General features: G+C 44.9%; 20 protein-coding genes. All 20 read right to left on the bottom strand.

Annotated elements, in window-relative coordinates; all coding sequences use genetic code 11:
* Position 1 precedes the first annotated feature (1 nt).
* Positions 2–883 carry a helix-turn-helix domain-containing protein gene (locus QYF49_RS10230; protein ID WP_290399498.1) on the bottom strand — a complete coding sequence of 294 codons (882 nt, stop codon included), beginning with the start codon at positions 881–883 and terminating at the stop codon, positions 2–4.
* A 25-nt stretch (positions 884–908) separates the two neighbouring features.
* Positions 909–1,682, bottom strand: coding sequence for a DUF3388 domain-containing protein (locus QYF49_RS10235; protein ID WP_290399499.1), 774 nt, complete (start codon positions 1,680–1,682; stop codon positions 909–911).
* A gap of 133 nt (positions 1,683–1,815) precedes the next feature.
* Complete coding sequence (locus tag QYF49_RS10240; protein ID WP_290399500.1) at positions 1,816–2,076, bottom strand: DUF3243 domain-containing protein; 261 nt, start codon at positions 2,074–2,076, stop codon at positions 1,816–1,818.
* 96 nt (positions 2,077–2,172) lie between these two features.
* Entirely contained in the window at positions 2,173–2,901 is a 729-nt protein-coding gene (gene ymfI, locus QYF49_RS10245) for an elongation factor P 5-aminopentanone reductase (protein ID WP_290399501.1), read from the bottom strand.
* 59 nt (positions 2,902–2,960) lie between these two features.
* Positions 2,961–4,250, bottom strand: coding sequence for an EF-P 5-aminopentanol modification-associated protein YfmH (gene yfmH / locus QYF49_RS10250; RefSeq protein WP_290400415.1), 1,290 nt, complete (start codon positions 4,248–4,250; stop codon positions 2,961–2,963).
* A gap of 1 nt (position 4,251) precedes the next feature.
* The gene (gene yfmF, locus QYF49_RS10255) at positions 4,252–5,535 is read right to left on the bottom strand and encodes an EF-P 5-aminopentanol modification-associated protein YfmF (RefSeq protein ID WP_290399502.1); all 1,284 of its coding nucleotides are present in this window, start codon (positions 5,533–5,535) and stop codon (positions 4,252–4,254) included.
* 127 nt (positions 5,536–5,662) lie between these two features.
* The gene (locus QYF49_RS10260) at positions 5,663–6,625 is read right to left on the bottom strand and encodes an ABC transporter permease (protein ID WP_290399503.1); all 963 of its coding nucleotides are present in this window, start codon (positions 6,623–6,625) and stop codon (positions 5,663–5,665) included.
* On the bottom strand, positions 6,625–7,671 hold the full coding sequence (locus tag QYF49_RS10265) for an ABC transporter permease (RefSeq protein ID WP_290400416.1): 1,047 nt from the start codon (positions 7,669–7,671) through the stop codon (positions 6,625–6,627). The genes QYF49_RS10260 and QYF49_RS10265 overlap by 1 nt, the downstream gene beginning before the upstream one ends.
* 5 nt (positions 7,672–7,676) lie before the next feature.
* Positions 7,677–9,206, bottom strand: a complete 1,530-nt coding sequence (locus QYF49_RS10270) for an ABC transporter ATP-binding protein (RefSeq protein ID WP_290399504.1) — start codon at positions 9,204–9,206, stop codon at positions 7,677–7,679.
* Between the two features lie 132 nt (positions 9,207–9,338).
* Complete coding sequence (locus QYF49_RS10275; RefSeq protein ID WP_290399505.1) at positions 9,339–10,409, bottom strand: BMP family lipoprotein; 1,071 nt, start codon at positions 10,407–10,409, stop codon at positions 9,339–9,341.
* A 91-nt stretch (positions 10,410–10,500) separates the two neighbouring features.
* Entirely contained in the window at positions 10,501–11,226 is a 726-nt protein-coding gene (locus QYF49_RS10280; protein ID WP_290399506.1) for a GntR family transcriptional regulator, read from the bottom strand.
* Between the two features lie 210 nt (positions 11,227–11,436).
* The gene (locus tag QYF49_RS10285) at positions 11,437–13,779 is read right to left on the bottom strand and encodes an FtsK/SpoIIIE family DNA translocase (RefSeq protein ID WP_290399507.1); all 2,343 of its coding nucleotides are present in this window, start codon (positions 13,777–13,779) and stop codon (positions 11,437–11,439) included.
* A gap of 95 nt (positions 13,780–13,874) precedes the next feature.
* A complete protein-coding gene (locus QYF49_RS10290; RefSeq protein WP_290399508.1) occupies positions 13,875–14,105 on the bottom strand; it encodes a YlzJ-like family protein in 231 nt (76 codons plus the stop codon).
* Positions 14,102–14,848, bottom strand: coding sequence for a ClpP family protease (locus QYF49_RS10295; protein WP_290399509.1), 747 nt, complete (start codon positions 14,846–14,848; stop codon positions 14,102–14,104). Before QYF49_RS10295 ends, QYF49_RS10290 begins: the two co-directional genes overlap by 4 nt.
* Before the next feature lie 195 nt (positions 14,849–15,043).
* On the bottom strand, positions 15,044–16,717 hold the full coding sequence (locus tag QYF49_RS10300) for a ribonuclease J (RefSeq protein ID WP_290399510.1): 1,674 nt from the start codon (positions 16,715–16,717) through the stop codon (positions 15,044–15,046).
* A gap of 168 nt (positions 16,718–16,885) precedes the next feature.
* The gene (gene dapA / locus QYF49_RS10305) at positions 16,886–17,758 is read right to left on the bottom strand and encodes a 4-hydroxy-tetrahydrodipicolinate synthase (protein WP_290399511.1); all 873 of its coding nucleotides are present in this window, start codon (positions 17,756–17,758) and stop codon (positions 16,886–16,888) included.
* A gap of 53 nt (positions 17,759–17,811) precedes the next feature.
* Positions 17,812–19,059, bottom strand: coding sequence for an aspartate kinase (gene dapG / locus QYF49_RS10310; RefSeq protein ID WP_290399512.1), 1,248 nt, complete (start codon positions 19,057–19,059; stop codon positions 17,812–17,814).
* A gap of 20 nt (positions 19,060–19,079) precedes the next feature.
* Positions 19,080–20,126 (bottom strand): aspartate-semialdehyde dehydrogenase, encoded by a 1,047-nt coding sequence (asd, locus tag QYF49_RS10315; RefSeq protein ID WP_290399513.1) that lies wholly within the window; start codon positions 20,124–20,126, stop codon positions 19,080–19,082.
* Between the two features lie 194 nt (positions 20,127–20,320).
* Positions 20,321–20,908: a dipicolinate synthase subunit B gene (gene dpaB / locus QYF49_RS10320; RefSeq protein ID WP_290399514.1), complete on the bottom strand. Its 588-nt coding sequence runs from the start codon at positions 20,906–20,908 to the stop codon at positions 20,321–20,323.
* Positions 20,908–21,807 carry a dipicolinic acid synthetase subunit A gene (gene dpaA / locus QYF49_RS10325; RefSeq protein ID WP_290399515.1) on the bottom strand — a complete coding sequence of 300 codons (900 nt, stop codon included), beginning with the start codon at positions 21,805–21,807 and terminating at the stop codon, positions 20,908–20,910. The genes dpaB and dpaA overlap by 1 nt, the downstream gene beginning before the upstream one ends.
* Between the last annotated feature and the right edge of the window lie 146 nt (positions 21,808–21,953).

The raw sequence follows: 21,953 nt of genomic DNA on the forward strand, positions 1-21,953 counted from the left end.
GTTATTGTTTGCCGGAAGCCGTGTTTTTAATGACGATTCTTTGGTGAATACCACTCTTAACAGGCGGAATCGGGTAAGAGAACGGTTTACCATTAATCGTCATTTTCGCAAAATTGGCGGCGCCAATATTCAGTTCTACTTCTTTTTTGCCTGATAAGTCATAGCTGGCAGTGTCACCTTTCTTAAACATTTTGCTGGCCATGATTTTGTTGTCCGCTTTCACATCCATGTATACTGGCCCGTCCATTTTAAAGGCGATTTTAAAATCCTCTGCTTTGCTTAGTTCATATGTAGTCGTGATTCCCTGTGTAGCCTGCTTTGTCAGAGCGAATTCTTTCTTTTTTGGCTCTTCCGGCTTCTTAGGAGTATCATTCCCTGGTTTTTCCGCAATTGAATCCTTTTTCTTGTCTGTATTTGCAGCATTCTTGCTCTTGTCGAGCTCTACACTGGCTGGCTTATTGGCATCCTTGGAATCCGCTCCGTCATTTCCCCTGTTTGCCAGGTAAGCCCAAACACTGATCAAAAGGGCAAGAATCACAGCAATGATCAGCACTTTAGGAAGCCACACGGTAATAACAGAGTCCTTCCCGTCGAGGGGCTGCTTATTTCTTTCAGAGCGGGGTACAAATTCAGTCGGCTCTTTTTCTGCTTTAGGGATATCGTTTTCAAACTGTGAAAACACTTCTTCAAAATCGAGCCCGACCGTTTCGCTGTAATTTTTTATAAACGCCCTGGCGTAGAAGGAACCCGGCAATATATCGTATCGGCCATCTTCAATCGCCTGCAGGTAGCGTTTTTGTATTTTCGTTTCCGTTTGAAGCTGTTCAAGAGAAAGGCCTTTTTCTTCCCTTTTTTCCCTTAAGAAATTTCCTAATTCAGTCAAATTTACCACCTTCCACTAATTGAAGTTATTCAAATGCGGAAAATCCTACATCTGTCTCTATTACTTCATATGTAATTTCTTCATTCGGTTCGTTTCTAAGTTCAATAATGTAATCAAAATCATCCATTGTATATTCGGTCTGCTGAACAAAAACGTCTGGATGCTCGATGACCTTCGCCGATGGAAGGCGCATGATTTCCCGGACCAGCTGCCAGTGCCTTTCGTTTGAACGCCTTGATGACACGATGCCGTCAATAATATAGACGTTGTCCGTACTGTATTCATCGTCCGCAAGCTGGGTCCGAATCGTTTGCTTCAGCAGCGTAGAAGATATGAACACCCATTTTTTGCTGGCACAAACACTTGATGCTACGATTGATTCTGTCTTCCCTACCCTTGGCATCCCCCGGATGCCGATCAATTTATGGCCCTCGACTTTATACAGCTCGGCTAAAAAGTCAACAAGGAGCCCCAGTTCATCTCTTACAAATCTGAATGTTTTTTTATCGTCTGCGTCCCGTTGTATATAACGTCCATGACGGACAGCGAGAATATCTCGTAATTTTGGTTTACGGAATTTCGTGACTGTAATATTATCCATCGATTGTAAAATAGAGCGAAGGCGGTCTACTTTCTCCTGCCGGTCGACGATGAGAAGCAGTCCTCTTCTTTCGTTGTCAACGCCATTGATGGTCACAATATTGATGCCCAGCATTCCAAGAAGGGATGATATGTCACCAAGGAGACCAGGACGATTTTTATTGATTTCATATTCCAAATACCATTCCTGTTCGCCCACTCTTCATCTCCCTTTCCTATTTCCTGTATTTTATCAGTAATTTCGCACTTCATTAATTAATAATATCTGATTTCAATTTATTATGAAAGAAAAAATAAAAGGATGTTAAGAAAAATTCTTAACATCCTTTTATTTACTGTTGTCCCTTGTCGTTCTGAACTAATTTAACCATCATGTTGGCAATTGAATGCTTTTCGTCATCGCTTGCAACATTCCAAAGATCGGCAAGCACTTTTTCTTCCGCGTTTTTAGGATCAACATGGGAAGCAAGATAGCCGCCGATTTCTGTAGCAAGATTGGATACGGTTGACTGGTCCATCCCCTGTCCTTGAGCATGCTCAAGACGGTCAGAGAGAAAATTCTTCCATTGTCCAAAGTTATCTAATACAGACATTTATTTTCCTCCTTAAAATATGGTACATTCTATAATATTTCAAGAAGGGACTTGAATTATGCATGTGATTGGATATTTCCCCTGCACCCTTCGCCGTCAATTATGCCAGCCGCCTGTCGCAGAAATAATATGACCATTTATGTAGGAGGAACGGTCTGACAAGAGGAAAGACACGATTTCGGCTATTTCTTCCGGGCGGGCAAGCCGGCCTTCAGGAATCTCGTCGGTCAGCATACCCAATTCTTCCTCTGTAAAATTTTCCATCATCCGAGTCTTGACCGCCCCCGGAGCGATGCCGTTCACCCTGATGCGGTTAGGGGCTGCTTCTTTGGCTAACGCTTTAACGAATGTATTCAGTCCGCCTTTTACAGCGGAATATACGACTTCACACGAAGCTCCTACTGAACCCCAGACAGATGAGATGACAATAATATTTCCTTTGCCTCTTCTCATCATAGAAGGCAGAAGCTGTTTCGTGATCAAGATCGGACTCGTTAAGTTCAGCTGGATCATGTTTTGGACCATCTCGCTGTCCATGTCAGCCAGGAGCCCGTAATAAGCACTAGCACTGTTATGGATGACCGCATCGACCGGCATGAAGAGCGATGAGAGCAAGCGATCTGGTCCTGCAGGATCTGATAAATCTGCCTGCACCAATAATGTCTCCACTCCGAATGCTTCAGAGATCTCCTGCTGAAGGTCCTTTGCTTCCTGAACACCTCTATTGTAATGAATGATAAGGTGGAAACCGGCCATCGCAAGGGTCCGGCAAATGCTCGAACCAATTCCGCCGCTGGCACCGGTGACTAAAACCCATCCTGACATCTGTTTTTCACCCGCTTAAAAACATCCCTGCAGCAAGGCAGGGATGTTTTTTTTCTCCATTATGACTGTTTTTTCTTTACCTGGCAAATGGTCAGCTGGCTCTCCTGGAAGTGGTCGTGCAGTGCTTCTTCAAGATGTGCAGCGGTTAAGTCTTCAAACGTAGGAATCACATCGAAAAGATTCATTCCGTTAAATTCATATCTTGTGAACTGATTTGCGATAAACTCAGGAGAGTTCAACGCCCGCAAAAACGAGCCGATTTTCTTTTTTCTTGCTCGTTCCAGGTCGTCCTGATTTAAATCTTGCTTTTTAAATTCCTCCACCATTCGTGAGATCGTGTCAGCAAATGTATCAGGATCGGTTGTATCCCCTCCGATCATGGAGAAGCCAAAGCCCTGTTCTTCTGTATAGTCAAACGAAAAAGAAGGATCGATCAGCCCTTCATTATAGAGCTTCTCGTAATTTTTTGTGCTCTTGCCGAACATCATTTCGAGCAGCAGATTAACAGAGAGCTCACGGAGGAGCAATTCTTTCCCTTCCCTTTCCGGACGCTTCTCTTTATATCCCATATAGCACTTCGGTGTTTGAACCGGCATATTCAATACTTCTTTTCTTTTGCCTGGCTGAGCAGGTTCCTCATCAAAAAAACGCTGTATCGGAGGCTTGTCTTTATAATCCTTGCCCGCCTGATTCTTCTCGACAAGCTCCATGATCTTTTCAGCATCCACCGGCCCTACAATAAAGAGAAGCATATTGCTCGGATGATAGAAGGTATCATAGCATTCATAAAGATCATCTTTCGTAATTTTTGCGATCGATTCAACTGTTCCGGCTATATCGATGGCTACCGGATGCTTTTGATACATGTTGGCAATCAGACCAAAATATACGCGCCAGTCCGGATTGTCATCATACATTCGAATTTCCTGCCCGATGATTCCCTTTTCTTTTTCGACCGTTTTCTCAGTGAAATACGGCGCCTGTACGAAATCGATCAATGTGGTCAAGTTCTTCTCAACATCGCCTGTCGTGGAAAACAAATAAGCGGTTCGCTTAAAGGTGGTAAAGGCATTTGCCGATGCTCCCTGTTTGCTGAAATCCTGAAAAACGTCTCCATGCTCTTTTTCAAATAGTTTGTGCTCGAGAAAATGGGCAATGCCGTCCGGTACCTTGACCGATTCACTCTTTCCGAGAGGAACGAAATGATTATCTACAGATCCGTAATTCGTTGTAAACGTAGCGTATGTTTTATTGAAGTCCTTTTTCTCCAGCACGAATACTTTCAATCCGTTATCAAGTGTCTTGAAGTTAAGGGTCTCTTTGAGCTGTTTAAAATGAATCTGTTCCATATTATGCATCGCCCCTCCCTTTTAAGAAATAGATCGTATCAAGTTCAATCTTTTTCGAGACACCGACCACTTGCTCTTTCGTCACATTCTCGATGCCTTCAAGCCATTCCTCGATGCTTCGTTTATGGCGCGAGACCACCTCATGATACAGAACCTCTACCAATCCGGTGGAATCATCGACTGTCTCAAGGATCTGATTGCGGATCATTGCCTTTGTCTGATCCAGCTCTGCATCCGTTATGTTGCCGTTCTGGATCTCCTTTAATTGCTCATTGATGATTTTTACTGTTTTTTCATAATTATTGGTTTCAATTCCGGACATGACAAAAATGATCCCTTTATGGCTCTCAAAACGAGAAGCAGCATAGTAAGCCAGGCTCTCTTTCTCACGAACGTTCATGAACAGCTTGGAATGTGAGAAGCCGCCAAAAACACCGTTGAATATTTGGAGAGGAAGGTAATCCGGATCACTGTATGTAATGTATGTCCGGTATCCCATATGAAGCTTTCCTTGCTGAACTTCCTGCTCTTCAAAAATCTCCTTGACCTCATCGACTCTGCGCTTTCCGGTGGCAGAAATCCGCTTCGGCTCCGTCTTGGCATTGGGAAACACGAAATGCTTTGCCGTAAGATCCTTAAGAACTTCTCTTGACACATCTCCAACTGCGTACAGATGGATCTCGTCTTCTTGAATCACTTTGTTATAATAGTCGTATAAAATTTCCGGAGTAATGGCATCAACTTCCTTTTCGCTTCCATATACATTAAAACGATAAGGCTCGTCTTCAAACATCTCCTCGATCAGACGCTTGTTGGCATACCTCATTTTATCATCGTAAATCGATTCGATCTGCTGCTTCAGCGACCGTTTTTCCTTCTGTACGATCTCAGACAAAAAGGCATTCCCCTGTTTTGCCGGCTTAAGAAGTACGTCGGACAAAAGTTCAAACGCCCTGTCGAGCAGCGGTGTATTATCCGATAAAAACTTTTCATTCGCCACATCTATTCTCAGGGTGATCACTTGATATTCTCCCTTTTTCGAAAGATCGGCTCCCAGCGTGGCTCCATACAGGCTGTCCAGAGCTTCACGAAGTTCTTTGCTGCTTGGAAATCTCTCCGTTCCACTCTGCAAAACAAAAGGCAGCAGTGCCCTTTTAGTGACCTCCTCCTCAACAATCGGGCTCTTTAGCTGGAGTATTAAGGAAGTGGTCTTATATTTAGTGGTTTCGACCGTATGTAAGGTAATGCCGGGCAAGTCAGCCACTTGATGGTCTACGAGTGTCATCTTGCTTCCTCCCTTTCCAAAATTGTTTTATCATACCTTCTAGTGTACCCACATTCCATAGGAATCATGACTTTTCCTGCTTTAAACAAAAAAACCTGCTTCAGAAACTAAAAGCAGGTTCGGTAAATTATCTTTTTCCTTTTTCGTAAGGCTGTCCGGATGCCTTAGGCGCGTCTGCACGTCCAACAAATCCTGCAAGAGCGAGAATGGTAAGAACATAAGGCGCGATCAGCAGATAAACATCAGGAATATTCTTGAGAAGAGGAATCTGTTCCCCTGTGATACTTAAACTTTGGGCAAGACCGAAGAACAACGCTGCTCCCATCGCCCCAAGCGGATGCCATTTACCAAAGATCATCGCAGCAAGAGCCATAAAGCCCTGTCCTGAAATGGTAGACTGTGTAAAGTTTCCGGCGATTGATGCCACATAGATGGCGCCGCCCAGACCGGCAAACGCTCCCCCGATAATAACTGAGATGTAACGGGTCTTATTAACATTGATCCCCATCGTATCTGCAGCCATCGGATGTTCACCGACAGAACGAAGACGAAGGCCGAACGGCGTTTTGTAGATAATGTACCATACTACAAAAGCCAGGAAAATCGCTACGAAAGAAGTAGAGTAAGCATTGGAGAAAAACAGGTCTCCGATGACTGGAATCTTAGACAGCACAGGAATGTCACCTTTGCCGATACGTTCCTGAATATCAGGAGTCTGTCCAGCGTCAAAGAGTTTTTTTGTTAAAAAGATAGAAAGCCCAGCCGCTAAAAAGTTAAGAGCCACACCGCTTACGACTTGATCCGCCTTCAATGAAATGCTTGCCACTGCATGCGGAACAGCAAAGAGTGCACCTCCAATGATAGCTACTGCAAAACTCATCCATGGAGAAGCCGCTCCAAGACCCCATTGTTCACCGTAGTGGGTAAAAATCGCCCCTAAAAAGGCGCCGAACATCATAAGTCCTTCTAGCCCGATATTTACGACCCCGGAACGTTCACTGAAAACTCCGCCCAAAGCAGTAAGGATAAGGGGGGCTGCCGAAACGATCGCAGCAGGTACTATAAGGGCAAGAATATCGAAGAAACTCATTATATTTTACCCCCTTTAGTAAATCGGTTGGTGAGCCAGCGGATTAGATAGCTGGACGCAACAAAGAAGATGATCAGAGCGATAACAATGCCAATAAGCTCAGTCGGAACTCCTGCAGTAGATTGCATGGTGAGAGCTCCAATTTTCAATCCTCCAAATAAAAGAGCGGCAACGATGATCCCGATCGACCCGTTGGCTCCAAGCAAGGAAACGGCAATCCCGTCAAACCCTACTCCGGTAAAAGCGTTATTGATCGTCATATACTGATAGGTTCCAAGGCCTTCCATCGTACCTGCTGCACCAGCAAAAGCACCTGAGATCGCCATGGCAAGAATAATATTTTTTGATACACTAATTCCGGCATACTGTGAAGCATGCTGGTTGAAACCGACCGCTCTTAATTCATAGCCGGTAGTCGTCTTCCATAGAACAAACCACATGAAAAGTGCACCGATCAGAGCGACGAGGATTCCATAATGCAAACGGGAAAAATCTGTCATCTGCTGAAGCCAAGGAGAAGCAAGGGACGCTGATTCTTTTATATCTTTTGTCCGTTCACCCGGGGCAAGCATATAGGCACGTATTATGGCGTTGGTCACATAAAGTGCAATATAGTTCATCATAATGGTCGTAATAACTTCGTGAACTTTAAAACGGGCTTTCAGAATGCCAGGAAGCACTCCCCATAGCGCACCGGCTAAAGCGCCTGCGATTACGGCTAAAGGAAGGTGGATGATCTTAGGAAGATCAAAATGGATTCCGACATAGACGGATGCCAGCCAGCCGACAAGCAGCTGCCCTTCCACTCCGATATTGAAGAGCCCTGTGCGAAACGCAAACGCCACTGCAAGTCCTGAGAGGATCAGCGGTGAAGCCGCGCGAATCGTCTCCCCGATATTGTATCCATTACCGAAGATGCCCCCGATCAAAGCTGAGTAGGCTTGAATCGGATCATAGTTAGAAACCAGCATGATGATGCCGCCGATCAGCAGGCCTAACAATACGGATATGACAGGGACGAGAATATGAAATAAACGGCCTTTCATTACATTCATTGCAATTCACCTGCTTTTTGTTTCTTGCCGCCCGCCATGAGCAGTCCAAGTTCCTGTTCGGTCGTTTGTTTAGGATCCACAACCGCAACGATTTTCCCTTCATAGATAACGGCGATGCGGTCGCTGACATTCATGACTTCATCCAGTTCAAAAGAAAGGAGAAGAACCGCCTTTCCTTTATCCCGTTCCTGTATCAGCTTGGAATGAATAAATTCAATAGCACCGACGTCAAGGCCCCGTGTGGGCTGAGCTGCAATTAGAAAATCAGGACTTCTGTCCACTTCCCTTGCAATAATCGCCTTCTGCTGGTTTCCTCCAGATAATGCTCGGGCCAGTGTATGCTCACTCGGCGTTCTCACATCAAACTCTTTTATCAGCTTGTTTGCTTTATCAAAAATTGCGGAAAATTTAAGAATTTTATTTTTAGAAAATGGCTGTTGATAATACGTTTGCAGCACCATGTTCGTACCGATCGAAAAATCAAGGACAAGTCCATGCTTATGTCGGTCCTGAGGGATATGGCCCACTCCGGATTCCGTTACTTTTCTTGGTTTAAGGTTCGTGATCTCATTGCCGTTGAGCTGGATGGTTCCACTTGTCGCTTTTCTTAAACCGGTAATCGCTTCAAGAAGCTCGGTCTGGCCGTTTCCGTCCACCCCTGCGATCCCCAGAATTTCTCCCGCCTTGATCTCAAGGTTTAATCCGTCAACAACGGGCACTTTCCTTGAATCTTCAACGACGAGGTCTTTGATCTGCAGAACGGCCTGTTTTGGATCAGCTTCCTCTTTATCCACCTTGAAATTGACTTCGCGCCCGACCATCATCGCCGCAAGTTTATCCGGATTGGTCTCTGCAACATCAACTGTTCCAATACCCCTTCCGCGTCGTATCACTGTACAGCGGTCGCAAGCTTCCATAATTTCTTTCAGTTTATGGGTGATTAGAATAATCGATTTCCCTTCTGCTACCAGTTTTTTCATAATCTCCATGAGCTCATGGATTTCTTGAGGCGTCAATACAGCGGTCGGCTCGTCAAAGATTAAAATTTCTGCTCCGCGGTACAGCGTTTTCAAAATTTCGACGCGCTGCTGCATGCCAACGGAGATATTTTCGATCTTTGCGTTTGGATCTACCCGCAAGCCGTAGCGGTCAGATAAGGCCTTTACTTCTTTCGCTGCTTTTTTCAAATCGACCCTTCCAGCAGTGGTTATCTCTTTGCCAAGAATAATATTTTCTGTTACAGTAAAGTTTTCAACAAGCATAAAATGCTGGTGCACCATACCGATTCCCAAACGGTTCGCAACATTTGGATCAGTAATCGAAATCTTCTGGCCTTTAACGCGGATCTCTCCCTCTTCCGGCTGATACAAACCGAAGAGGATATTCATCAAAGTGGATTTTCCTGCACCGTTCTCACCGAGCAGCGCATGAATCTTGCCTTTTCTTACTTGCAGCGTGACATTGTCATTGGCAACGATGCCCGGGAATTCCTTGCGGATATTCCTCATCTCAATGACATACTCCATTGTGTTCACCCCTTATGACAAACTATAAACCTAGCAATCTTGTTTCCTCATCCTGCAGAGGGAGTCAGAAGTCTAACCTTTTACTGCGTAAATAAAGGCCAGTAAACGAATACCAGCCCTTCCTTTTAGCATTTACTTTTTCATATCTGCTTCAAACTTTTTGAATTCTTTATCCGTTTTAGGAACTGTTACGCTTCCATCCTGGATTTTCTTTTTGTACTCATCCACTTTTGCCAATGCTTCTTTCGTTACATTTTGTTTGTGAGGAGCAATACCTACACCGTCTTCGTTAAGACCAAATTCAACCACTTTTCCGCCAGGGAATTTTCCATCCTTAGTATCCCTTGAAACTTGATCAACTGCTGTGTCAACGCGCTTAACCATGGAAGTCAGTGTTACATCCTCAGGCAATCCTTCTTCGTATTGGTCACGGTCAACACCGATAACCCAAACTTTTTTACCATTCTTCGATCGGTTTTTCGCTTCGGTGAATACCCCTTTACCAGTACCTCCGGCTGCATGATAGATAATATCTGCACCCTTGCCATAAAACGTGTTAGCGATCGCTTGTCCTTTTTCGGCTTTGTTAAAGTCACCAGCATATTGAACAAAAATTTCCGCTTTAGGATTCGCAGTTTTAACTCCGGCTTTAAATCCGTTTTCAAACTTTTTGATCAATTCACTGTCCACGCCGCCGACAAAACCTACTTTGTTGGATTTCGTTTGCATTCCTGCGATTAGTCCAACAAGGAATGAGCCCTCATGCTCTTTAAATGTGATGCTCGCAACGTTCTTTTCAGGAACAACCATATCAACAAGAGCAAGGTGTGCGTTTGGCTGCTGCTTTGCTACTTTTTTAATATCTTCTGCCATCAAAAAACCGATTCCGTAAACAAGATCAAATTTTTCCCTGACTAGCGAGTTCAAGTTAGGCGCATAATCACTTGCAGAGGTAGATTGAAGATATTTGAAATCTGTACCTTTTTTAAGATGGTTATCTTTACCGAACTTTTGAAGACCTTCCCAAGCTGATTGGTTGAAGGATTTATCGTCGACACCGCCAGTGTCGGTTACCATCGCCACTTTAAATGCATCTTTTTTGCCGCCTTCGTTTGACCCTCCGCCTTCATCTTTTCCACAGGCAGAAAGCAGTGTGCCGGCTGCTAAAGCAAGACTTAATAAAACTCCAGTTCTCTTTTTCAATTCTTTTTCCCCCTATTTTTTATGCATATAACACTTGTAACACACATTGGACTACGGTGTAGCACATCACCCCCTATAATGGATTGACTTCTTACAAGCGCTTTCTTACAACTGTAAAATTAAATTTATCAGCTCTGAAATAATTGCAGGAATAGAGAACAGGCTCATCATTTTGATCATAGTGCATCTGCTTTAAAACGAGAAGCGCTGCTTCCTCCGGACATTCCAGGATTTCCGAGATCCGTTCATGGAAGCCGAGGGGTTCTATGTTTGTCACCGCATACATGACACGCTTGCCAGCTTCTTTTTCCAGCATCTCAAGCATGGAGAGGTACTTATGCTGTGATTCAGACGGCATATAGCCCGCAGGAATATGATCGATGCAGTAAACGACAGGTTCAGCATCCGCTGTTCTCACGCGTTCCACAACGTTAATCTCTTCGCCTTCCGCCAGATTAAACTTGTTCTTCAAGTCATCGACTGCAGGAATCACGACAGAGGATACGAAGACGGTGGATGCTTTCTTGCCGGCTCTCTCGATCATATCTGTCACACTGAAGAGTTCTTCAATTCCAGAAGAAAAGAGTGCCCTGGTCCTGACAAAGGTTCCTACGCCATGTTTCCTGATCAGAATGTTTTCGTCTTCGAGAATACGCAGCGCTTCCCTGAGTGTAGCCCTGCTGATGCCCAACTGTTTCGAAAGCTCAAATTCTGACGGGAGTTTCTCGCCTTCTTCATAAGTGCCGTTCTCAATGTCGGCTTTTAATTTCTCAATAACCTTTAAATACAGCAGACGATGATCCGTCTTAATGGACACGTTGTTATTCACCTCTATGACAACCAAAACCAATAACAATTTACTGTTTTTCAGTGTAAAATTTTTGACAAATATTTAAAATAATCGACATAAATATATCATTTTTATCTGTATAAATAAATACTATTTTTACAGATTTTTTTAAAACCCGGAATAAATGCATTATTCAGATAAATCCGCGAAAAAACAAAACCCAAAGAAAGGGTTTTGTCAGGAGCTTGATGCTTGATTCTGTTCCGGCAGAGATGTCATCAGAACTTCTCTCGGCTTGCTGCCTTCATAAGGGCCGATGACCCCTTTAGCCTCCATCGCATCCACCAGTCTGGCTGCACGGGAATATCCGATTCGGAATCGCCTCTGCAGCATGGACACTGATGCAGTCTGCATGTCTACAACGAGTTTTACCGCTTCAGGAAACAGATCATCCTCCACTTCCATCGTAACTTGAGCTTCCTCAGTTGGAATCATCTCTTTCTGATATTGCGCTTTTTGCTGCGAAATAACAAATTCAACGATCTTTTCTACTTCTTGATCCGAAAGAAAAGCTCCCTGGATCCTTGTGGGCTTGGATGCACCTGATGGGAGGAAAAGCATGTCTCCCCGGCCAAGCAGTTTTTCTGCACCTCCCATATCCAGTATCGTTCTGGAATCCGTCTGTGAAGAAACACTGAACGCGATGCGGGAAGGAATGTTGGCTTTAATGATTCCCGTAATTACATCAACGGATGGCCGCTGTGTAGCAATGATCAGATGGATTCCTGCAGCACGGGCCATCTGGGCAAGGCGAATGATCGCATCCTCAACATCTCCTGAGGCAACCATCATCAAATCTGCCAATTCATCCACAATGACAACGATGTAAGGCAGGAAAGGCTGTTTAGCTCCTCCTTCATTGTTCTGCCTTTTTATGCTTTCATTGTATCCTTCAATGTTCCGCGTTCCGCTGTGGGAAAACAGTTCATACCGCCGTTCCATTTCACTTACTACCCGTTTTAAGGCTTGTGCCGCTTTTTTCGGCTCTGTAACAACGGGTGCCAGGAGATGGGGAACACCATTGTACACATTAAGTTCAACCATCTTGGGATCAATCATCATCATCTTGACTTCATGAGGCTTTGCCCGCATCAGGATGCTTGTGATAATGCCGTTGATACATACACTCTTCCCGCTCCCGGTCGCACCAGCAACAAGAAGATGGGGCATTCTAGAAAGTTCCGCGAAAATGGGTTCCCCTGAAATGTCCCGGCCAAGGCCGATAGCCAGTCTGGATGTCTGTTTTTGATATTGGCTCGATTCAAGTACTTCCCTTAATGTAACGGTAGCGACCTCCTGGTTAGGGACCTCGATACCGACCGCAGATTTACCCGGGATCGGGGCTTCGATCCTAATGTCTTTGGCAGCAAGAGCCAGTGCAATATCATCTGCTAAATTGACGATCTTGCTTACTTTCACACCCACGTCTGGATACACTTCGTATTTTGTGACCGCCGGACCAAGATGGACTTTCAGTACTCGGGCTTTTACGCCGAAGCTCTCAAACGTTTTCTCCAGCTTTTTGGCATTGCTTTTACTAGCCGCATATTGCCTGTCTTTATGTTGCCCAGTAGAAGAAGGCCTGACCAAAAGGTCCATGGAAGGAAGAGCATAGTTTTCATTATGTTCTTCTGTTTGGACGAAGCTTGCCGCCAATCCAGCAGGATCAGCTTCTTCGGGTTCATGCCTGTCCGGTTCTTCTTCATGAAAATCTTTTGATCCGAATTTAAGCTGTACGGCAGAGCTCTCATCACGGTCAAGGTTCCTCGTAAAGTCCTCAATAATCGGCTCATACTCTTCGTCAGAAGCTTTGTGTACCTCTTGCGCATCCTGATGAGGCATCTCTTTTTTCGCTGCTCTTTTTTCGGATGGTTTCCTGCTGTTTTTTAATTCCTTTGCCTTCGTTTGCAGAGATTCGTATGTATGAGAAATAAAGCGGCCTGCTGCCTCTGCGATTTTAGAAATAACCCCGGACAAAGATTTACCTGTGATGAGAATCAGAGAAATGATCATGACGAAGACAAGAACCACGGCAGACCCCTGTACACCGAACAAAAAGTGAAACATCGCAAAACCGACGGAGCCAATCATCCCGCCTCCAAGATCAGCAGCTGGTGAATTGCCAGACAGCTGGGACCAATAGATCTCCCATGTATTCCTGATGACAGAAGTATCTGCCCATCTTCCCTGTTTTGAGAGAAGAGAAAATAATTTCAGATGGCTAAGAATGAGCATGGATAGGTAGAACAAATAAAATCCTGCAAGCCTTTTTCCGAAAACGGGAGGAGTCTTGCGTTTCCAAATTAAATAGACTGAAACAGCCAGTGTGCCGATGAGAAGCACTCCGTACCATTCACCGCTGAAAAATCTCAAAAACTGAACAAAAGCCAGTCCCACTTTACCCATCCGGGCGAGTGCAAGCATCGTCAAAGCAAGCAAAAGAAGGCCGGCAAGCTCATAGCTTAATTGCTCTTTCCAGGCTGACGTTTTTTTTGAAGCTTTTTTATTCCTTTTCGCCATTCTTTCACCTCTTTAGCAAAACCAAGTAAAGCAGCCGGTTGAGGGCTGCTTTTGTTCTTCATTATATCACAGAACCAGCCTGCTTATCTATCGCTTTAGGAATGGTCTGCCCTCAGAATTTGCCCCGGACAGCAGTCGTCGTTCATAAAGTGGGCCGGATCTGTACTCATCACCCGGACCACTTTATATTCCAATGGGGAGATTTGCTCAACCAGCACTGGTATATTTTTATAAAGCATTTGGGTTTGAACGCTGTTTTGCGCCGATTGTCCGTTTTGTCCATCAGGAAACATGAGCTCATGAGGCATAAGGGTATACCAGGTCATTGGATCACCTCAAGCCCGTCATTCGTTTTCTTAAGACGGTTCTGCTCCATCATTTCGTTCAGCTTGGCAATTGCCTGCCCGACTCCGCCTACTTCATTGATCAGCCCATCGCTGACGGCATCTTTGCCGATCACGTTCGTTCCGATATCCCTTGTTAAGTTTCCTTTTGAAAACATGAGTTCTTTAAATTTTTCTTCGGTTATGCCTGAATGTGAAGTTACAAAATTGATGACTCTTTCCTGCATTTTATCTAGGTATTCAAACGTCTGAGGCACACCGATAACAAGCCCTGTTAGCCTTACAGGATGTATGGTCATCGTCGCTGTTTCAGCGATGAATGAATAATTGGCTGACACCGCTATGGGCACTCCTATCGAATGTCCTCCTCCGAGGACGAGTGAAACCGATGGCTTGGAGAGAGAAGCAATCATTTCTGAAATGGCAAGACCGGCTTCAACGTCCCCGCCTACTGTATTCAAGATGATCAGCAGCCCTTCGATCTTCGGGTTCTGTTCGATCGCCACCAATTGAGGGATTAAATGCTCATACTTTGTGGTTTTATTATTCGGCGGAAGCTGCACATGTCCCTCAATCTGGCCGACAATCGTCAAGCAGTGGATACTGGATCCTTCCATCTGCGGAACATTTGTCTGCCCGAGTGACTGCAGTTTGCTGACGAGACTGCTCTGTTCCGAATTGCCTTCGGGCCCATTCGGCTGTTTCGGTTCTTGATCCTGATTCATACTAGTAACCCCCTTATGCTTGTTCAGCATTTTCTTATAGTATGAACGCTGGGGTTATTTTCATTCTGCAAAGACAAGCGGAAGCTCCTGCAGGTCCGACAAGCGCTGGAACTCTAACATGGCAACACGCTTTTTGTGTTGGACATTACTTTTATTCCAGCTGACAAATTAAAAAAATGCCTGCAGAAGCAGGCATTAAATTTCCATAATGATCGGCATAATCATTGGCCGACGGCGTGTTTTATCAAATAAATAATGGCTGAGTGAATCGCGCATGTTGGATTTTAATGAAGACCAGTCCTTCACTTTTTCCTGCATGCATTTATCGAGCACTTCTGTCACAAGTTTGTTCGCTTCCTGAAGGAGCTCTTCACTCTCGCGGACGTAAACAAATCCCCGGGATATTATTTCAGGGCCGGATATGATTTGATTGGACGCTCTGCTTATCGTAACGACGACAACCAGTATTCCGTCCTGGGACAGAAGCTTTCGGTCGCGCAGCACGATGTTTCCGATATCCCCTACACCTAAGCCGTCAACGAGAACGTTTCCTGCTGGAACTTTTCCGGTCCGTTTAGCCAAACCGTCAGCAAACTCAACGACTTCTCCTTTTTCAAGAATAAAAATATTTTCAGCATCAACGCCTACCTGAAGCGCAAGATTTTGGTGCGCTTTTTGCATTTTATATTCCCCGTGGACAGGGATAAAATATTTAGGCTTCATAAGGCTCAGCATCAACTTCAATTCTTCCTGGCAGCCGTGCCCTGAAACGTGCACTTTGCGCTGTCCGAAAATAACTTCAGCACCTGTCCTCATCAATAAATCGACGATGCGGGCTACAGAACGCTCGTTTCCAGGGATTGGCGTAGCTGCAATGACCACTGTATCCGTATGCCGGATCGCGATCTGTTTATGTGCTTTATGCGCCATGCGCGACAAAGCCGCCATTTGTTCGCCCTGACTGCCGGTTGTTAAAATAACTATACGGTCTTCCGAAAAGTTATTCATCTGATCAATGGAGATCATACTGTCTTTCTCGATGTTCAGATATCCTAAATCAGAAGCGATGTCCACAACTTTTACCATGCTTCTTCCGGTAATGACAATTTTCCTGTTGGTTTTGGCAGCAGCGGTGAAAATCTGCTGGATGCGGTGAACATTGGATGCGAAAGATGCGATGATAATCCGGCCCTTCGCTTCAGCAAACACATTATCGATCTCATGCCCCACTGACTTTTCGGAACCTGTCATGCCAGGCCTTTCCGCATTGGTGCTGTCCGAAAGCAGGCATAGTACCCCTTTGCTGTTCAGCTCAGCAATCTTGCCAAAATCCGTATGCTTCCCATCGATCGGAGACTGGTCAATCTTAAAGTCACCTGTATTCACGATGACTCCCTGCGGCGTGTGAACGGCAATGCCGACGGAATCTGGAATACTGTGATTTGTGCCAAAGAAAGTAACTTTATACTCTCCAAAGTCGAGGACGGATTCTGAACTGACTAAGTGCATTTTCGTGCTCTTATGAAGTCCAGCTTCTTTCAGCTTTGCTTCTACAAGCCCTAGGGTAAGCTTCGTTCCGTAAACAGGAACAGGCAGCTGCTTTAAAATAAAAGGAAGTCCGCCGATGTGGTCTTCGTGTGCATGGGTCAGAAAAATCCCCTTGACTCTGTCCTTGTTCTGGACAAGATAGGTTATGTCCGGAATCACGATATCGATGCCAAGCATTTCCTCCTGAGGAAACATTAAGCCTGCATCCAGGACAAAGATATCCTCCCCCGCTTCGACCACATACATGTTTTTGCCAATTTCGCCAATACCGCCCAGGGCAAAAACTTTAATCTTTTCACTATTTTGTTGTTTCGTTGTCAATGTAATAATCCTCCCAGTTGTTGTGTTTATGTACTCTCCGTTCACGTCACTTGAATTCATTATAGCTTATGTTCGAAAGCGAATACAAGAAGAAGCAACGTTTTCTTTTCTATCCCTGTGCTTATGGCTGAAATAAAAAAAGCGGCACAATGGCCGCTTGTTTTCATTTTACAATGAAGATCGCATGATTTTGGATAACGATTCCCGCTGCTGCTGGTTCAATGGCAATAAAGGAAGACGTACGCTTCCGACATCAAGCCCCTTAAACTGCAAAGCTGTTTTAACAGGGGCCGGGCTTGGTGCTTTAAACATCTCATCCATAACCGGCAGAAGCTTCCTGTGAAGTTTTGCCGCTTCCTGTACCCTTCCTTGTTTAAATTGCGAAATCATTTCCTGCATTTGATTTCCTATCACATGGGATGCGACAGATACGATCCCTGCTCCTCCGATGGATAATACCGGCAGTGTGATACCATCATCACCGCTGTACAGAAGAAAATCCTCAGACGTTTGCTCTATGATTTGGCTCATCTCTCCCAAATCACCACCGGCATCTTTGATGGCAATAACGTTAGGGATTTTGGAAAGCTCAATAACGGTTTCAGCGGAAATGCTGACCATGGTGCGCCCCGGAACATTGTAAGCCATGATCGGGAGGCTGGTTTCAGCTGCTATGGCTTTAAAATGGGCAATGATTCCTTCCTGGCTCGGTTTACTGTAGTAAGGCGCCACGATCATAATCGCATCAACACCGGCTTGTTCTGCCTTCTTGGTCAGGTCGATGGATGCTTTGGTGTTATTGCTTCCAGTTCCTGCGACAACAGGAACCCTTTTATCAACAACTTTTACAACATGCCTGAATAGCGCAATCTTTTCCTCTGTTGATAATGTTGGTGACTCACCCGTTGTGCCTGCAACCACCAGGCTGTCTGTACCGTTTTGTATTAAGTAATTCACCAGCTTTGTCGTTTTGATAAAATCAATATTTCCCTTGCTGTCAAAGGGAGTTACCATAGCTGTGCTTATATTTCCCAAATGCATTTCGATCAGCTCCTTAAAATCTTGCAATATCCACTATATAGATACTTCTTTTTTTATTGGTCAGGAGACTCTAATCCAGTGGAATGGACTTTATCTAACTCAAATGCTTTATGCAAGGCATTCACTGCCTTTACCATGTCATCCTGTCTTACGAGCACCCAAATGGTGGTGTGGGAGTCAGCGGACTGCAAAATTTGTATATTTTCATCGACTAATGCCTCTACAATCGTAGCCGTCACCCCTGGTACACCTGACATTCCTGCTCCGACTGCGGATACTTTTGCACAGCTTCGCGTAATCTCGGGCGAATATCCGAGGTCGTTAAGGACGTGCTCGGCATGTTGTGCCATACTTTCCATGACTGTATATACGACACCTTTAGGGCTGATGTTGAAAAAGTCTACAGAAATCTGTTCTTTTGCCATGGCTTTAAAGACCTTGGTATGAAGGTCATATTGAGCATCCTTCGCAAATACTTTGATCTGGGTGACATCAGGGACATGTGCGATGCCTGTAATGACATGATCCTGCACATCCCGACCTGCTCCTTTGGATATGGCTGAGGTCACAAGGGTTCCAGGAAGCTCAGAATAGGTTGAACGGATTCTTAATGGCACTTTTGCCTGCATCGCAATCTCGACTGCACGGGGGTGAATCACTTTCGCTCCCTGGTAAGCCATATTGCAGATTTCATTGTAAGTAACAACAGATAGAGGCACTGCTTCTTTCACGATCCTCGGGTCCGCGGTCATCACGCCTTCCACATCTGTAAAAATATCAATATATTCAGCTCCAAGGGCTGCTCCAAGGGCTGACGCGGACGTATCACTGCCTCCCCGGCCGAGCGTTGTTACATCCCCCTCAGGAGATTCACCCTGAAATCCGGCAACAACTACCGTGTCATGTGTTTCAAGCATGGAACGGAGCCTGTCACATTGCATATCTGTAATTCTTGCGTTCGTATGTTCGTCGTTCGTCCTGAAGCCGGCTTGGGAGCCAGTCAAGGCTGTAGAAGATATTTCTTTACTTTTTAGCAGGTTGGAAAACACAACAGAAGAAATAATTTCTCCACAAGAAAGAAGCAGATCATATTCTCTGCTTTCCACTTGATGATCAGTAGCTCCAATCAGGCTTAGAAGTGTATCTGTCGCGTAAGGATCACCTTTACGTCCCATTGCCGAGACAACACAGACGACCTTATAGCCTTCAGCCACCGCTCTTTTAACATGCTCGGCTGCCAGTTCCCTGCCGTTTTCATCTTTTAAGGATGTGCCCCCAAATTTTTGTATGATTATCTTCATGAAGTCAGCACCTTCTTTGATTAGTTCAGCAATTCAAGTTTAATCAGGCTTTCTGCAATCTGCACCGAGTTCCAGGCTGCCCCTTTTAATAAGTTGTCAGATACAATCCATAGATGGAACGCATCATTGCGGTCCAGGTCTCTTCTGATACGGCCGACAAATACGTCATTTTTGCCAACAGAATGAGCTGGCATAGGATAGATTTGATTCTGAGGATCATCCTGCAGAATAATACCTTCAGATGAAGCCAGAAGCTGTTTGAATTCTTCGATGGATTCTACATCCTCTCCTAATTCAACATAGACAGATTCGGAGTGGCCCGTCTCAACCGGAAGCCTGACGCAAGTGGCGGCTACCTGCAGTTGAGGCATATGCATGATCTTTTTCGTTTCATTGATCATCTTCATCTCTTCAAAGGTATATCCGTTCTCCTGAAACTTATCAATCTGAGGTACCGCATTAAATGCGATCTGATAGTGTTTTTCATCACCCGCACACGGCAGGATTTCTGGGGTGAACTCTTTACCTTCCAGGATGGCCTGTGATTGGGACTTTAATTCTTCAATCGCTTTTGCGCCTGCACCTGATACCGCCTGGTAAGTTGAGACGATGACTTTGTTTAAGCCATACTTTTCTTGTAGCGGCTTTAAAGCAACCACCATCTGAATCGTCGAGCAGTTCGGATTGGCGATGATGCCCTTATGCTGGCGGATATCTTCTTCATTGACTTCTGGTACGACCAAGGGAACATTCTCATCCATACGGTACGCACTCGTGTTATCGATCACAACCGCGCCGCGTTTTACCGCTTCAGGAGCCAATTCTTTGGAGATAGAGCCTCCCGCTGAAAACAAAGCGATGTCCACTCCTTCAAAGGCTTCAGGCAGCGCTTCTTGAATCACCACTTCTTCGCCTTTATAAACCGCTGTTTTGCCGGCAGATCTGCTGCTTGCAAGCAGAGATAATTTAGCAATCGGGAAGTTTCTTTCTTCCAGTGTTCTTAACATTTGTTGTCCAACGGCACCCGTCGCACCGACTACCGCTACATGAAATCCATTCTGAGTCATTAGACTGTATCTCCTTTTTTGTTTAGTCCATAAACCTTGTCATGACAGAAGGAGAAACACGAATGTTTCTCCTTCTAGTGAAACATCTTTGTTTCTCTCCAGCAGCTCATACGAGAGAATCTTTTTGGAATACACATTTTATTTCACATTTTAACATACTTCCCGCTAATAGAAAGCTATTTTTAATGAATTGCTCAGCCGTTCATCCTGAGTACAGGCTGCAGCTGTTTTCCTTCGAGTGCAGCTTCTACTGTTTCAAGCAGATATTCCATATGTGCGACGAGTGAATTTTGCTTGTTTACAGGGTCATCCTGGCCAAACGGCACAAAATAAATGTTCTTGGCCGCCATCAGCCTCATAATATTCACACCATTTAACCCAAGTCCGTCATTTGTTGAGATCCCGAGTACGACAGGCGATTGATTCCGCATCGTAGCTTTCGCTGCCATCAGAACAGGAGAATCAGTCATCGCATTGGCGAACTTACTGATGGAATTGCCTGTCAAAGGGGCGATGATCATACAATCCAATGGTGTCTTCGGGCCAAATGGCTCAGCTTTAACGATAGAATTTACGGGTTCAATCCCCGTAAGCTCTGAAATTTTCCTTAGCCAGTCTTCACCCTCGCCAAACCGTGTATCCGTGTTTTGTACGGTGTGAGTCACAAAGGGTGTAACTTTCGCCCCTTCATCAATCAACCTTTTAATCTCAGGATAAACGGCGTCGTACGTACAATGAGAACCAGTTAAGCCAAAACCAATGTGTTTTCCATTGACTTTCATCAAGGTTTCCCCTTTCGATTAACCATTTCTTCCTTTATTAATTGGGAAAGGACATTGCCGAGAATCTGTCCAGCCGTTTTCGGTGCCACAATGCCCGGCAATCCTGGTGCAAGGAGTGCTTTAATGCCCCTTTTTTCAGCATACTTAAAATCAGTTCCGCCAGGCTTAGAAGCCAGATCAATGATCAGTGTATGAGTTGGCATTTTGGAGATAATGTCTGACGTCACAATTTGAAATGGAATGGTATTAATGCAAACATCCGTATCAATCACTTCTTTTTTCAAATCATCGAGATAAAAAGGAATAAAACCCATCTCACTGATCCGTGCTAAATGTTCCGGTTTTCTTGCGCCAACTTTCACTCTTGCTCCAAGTGCTGCAAAAGCTCTTGCCACACTCATGCCCACACGGCCGAATCCTAAAACAACCGTGTTTGACTTATGGATGGTTGTATCGGTGTTTTGAATCACCATCATCAGGGTGCCTTCCACAGTCGGAATACTGTTGTAGATGGCTACATCATCCCTTTCGAAGAGCTGGGTGTGCCCCCGTCCGCTTTCAGCTATGATGCCGTTCAGGTACTTATTCGTTATACCTGAATATACATGGCAATGCTCAGGGGTCTGCTTTAAATGCGAAGAAGTAATTACAATGCTTTTATTTGAGAAAATGGTATCAATCTCGCCATTCGGACCCGTGCCATTCACCGGCAGCACAATAAAATCTAATTTGGCAAAATCAACTTCTCCCATATCCATTTTCGAAGCTCCGGTAAACCCGTGATCCAGCTGATCAAACCCAACCAGCACAAGGTTGGCGCCTTGTTCAGTAAGCTTGCGGATCACTTCCAGCTGTCTGGCATCACCGCCAAATATGGCAATTTGCAAGTCAGTTAACATGCTTCCTCCCCTTTCTCTGTTGCTCCTAAAAAACAGGGGAAATCCTTGTTCATGTTCGCAACACCATCATATGATTCCTTTGCCTAGATGGTGACTCTCATTAATCGGCAGCAACAGTATTCAAACCCTTTATTTTCATTCTTGCT

It is taken from the genome of Fictibacillus terranigra (genome assembly GCF_030412265.1).
In the GTDB taxonomy this organism is placed as follows: Bacteria; Bacillota; Bacilli; order Bacillales; family Fictibacillaceae; genus Fictibacillus_C; species Fictibacillus_C terrinigri.

Excerpts from the sequence above, each read along its gene's own strand:
- ymfI (WP_290399501.1), bottom strand. The coding sequence starts at position 2,901 with ATGTCAGGATGGGTTTTAGTCACCGGTGCCAGCGGCGGAATTGGTTCG.
- yfmF (WP_290399502.1), bottom strand. The coding sequence starts at position 5,535 with ATGACACTCGTAGACCATCAAGTGGCTGACTTGCCCGGCATTACCTTA.
- QYF49_RS10290 (WP_290399508.1), bottom strand. The coding sequence starts at position 14,105 with ATGACCTGGTATACCCTTATGCCTCATGAGCTCATGTTTCCTGATGGA.
- yfmH (WP_290400415.1), bottom strand. The coding sequence starts at position 4,250 with ATGGAACAGATTCATTTTAAACAGCTCAAAGAGACCCTTAACTTCAAG.
- QYF49_RS10285 (WP_290399507.1), bottom strand. The coding sequence starts at position 13,779 with ATGGCGAAAAGGAATAAAAAAGCTTCAAAAAAAACGTCAGCCTGGAAA.
- QYF49_RS10260 (WP_290399503.1), bottom strand. The coding sequence starts at position 6,625 with ATGAGTTTCTTCGATATTCTTGCCCTTATAGTACCTGCTGCGATCGTT.
- dapG (WP_290399512.1), bottom strand. The coding sequence starts at position 19,059 with ATGAAGATAATCATACAAAAATTTGGGGGCACATCCTTAAAAGATGAA.
- dpaB (WP_290399514.1), bottom strand. The coding sequence starts at position 20,908 with ATGAAAGTCAATGGAAAACACATTGGTTTTGGCTTAACTGGTTCTCAT.
- QYF49_RS10295 (WP_290399509.1), bottom strand. The coding sequence starts at position 14,848 with ATGAATCAGGATCAAGAACCGAAACAGCCGAATGGGCCCGAAGGCAAT.
- QYF49_RS10265 (WP_290400416.1), bottom strand. The coding sequence starts at position 7,671 with ATGAAAGGCCGTTTATTTCATATTCTCGTCCCTGTCATATCCGTATTG.
- QYF49_RS10270 (WP_290399504.1), bottom strand. The coding sequence starts at position 9,206 with ATGGAGTATGTCATTGAGATGAGGAATATCCGCAAGGAATTCCCGGGC.
- dapA (WP_290399511.1), bottom strand. The coding sequence starts at position 17,758 with ATGCATTTGGGAAATATAAGCACAGCTATGGTAACTCCCTTTGACAGC.
- dpaA (WP_290399515.1), bottom strand. The coding sequence starts at position 21,807 with ATGTTAACTGACTTGCAAATTGCCATATTTGGCGGTGATGCCAGACAG.
- asd (WP_290399513.1), bottom strand. The coding sequence starts at position 20,126 with ATGACTCAGAATGGATTTCATGTAGCGGTAGTCGGTGCGACGGGTGCC.
- QYF49_RS10240 (WP_290399500.1), bottom strand. The coding sequence starts at position 2,076 with ATGTCTGTATTAGATAACTTTGGACAATGGAAGAATTTTCTCTCTGAC.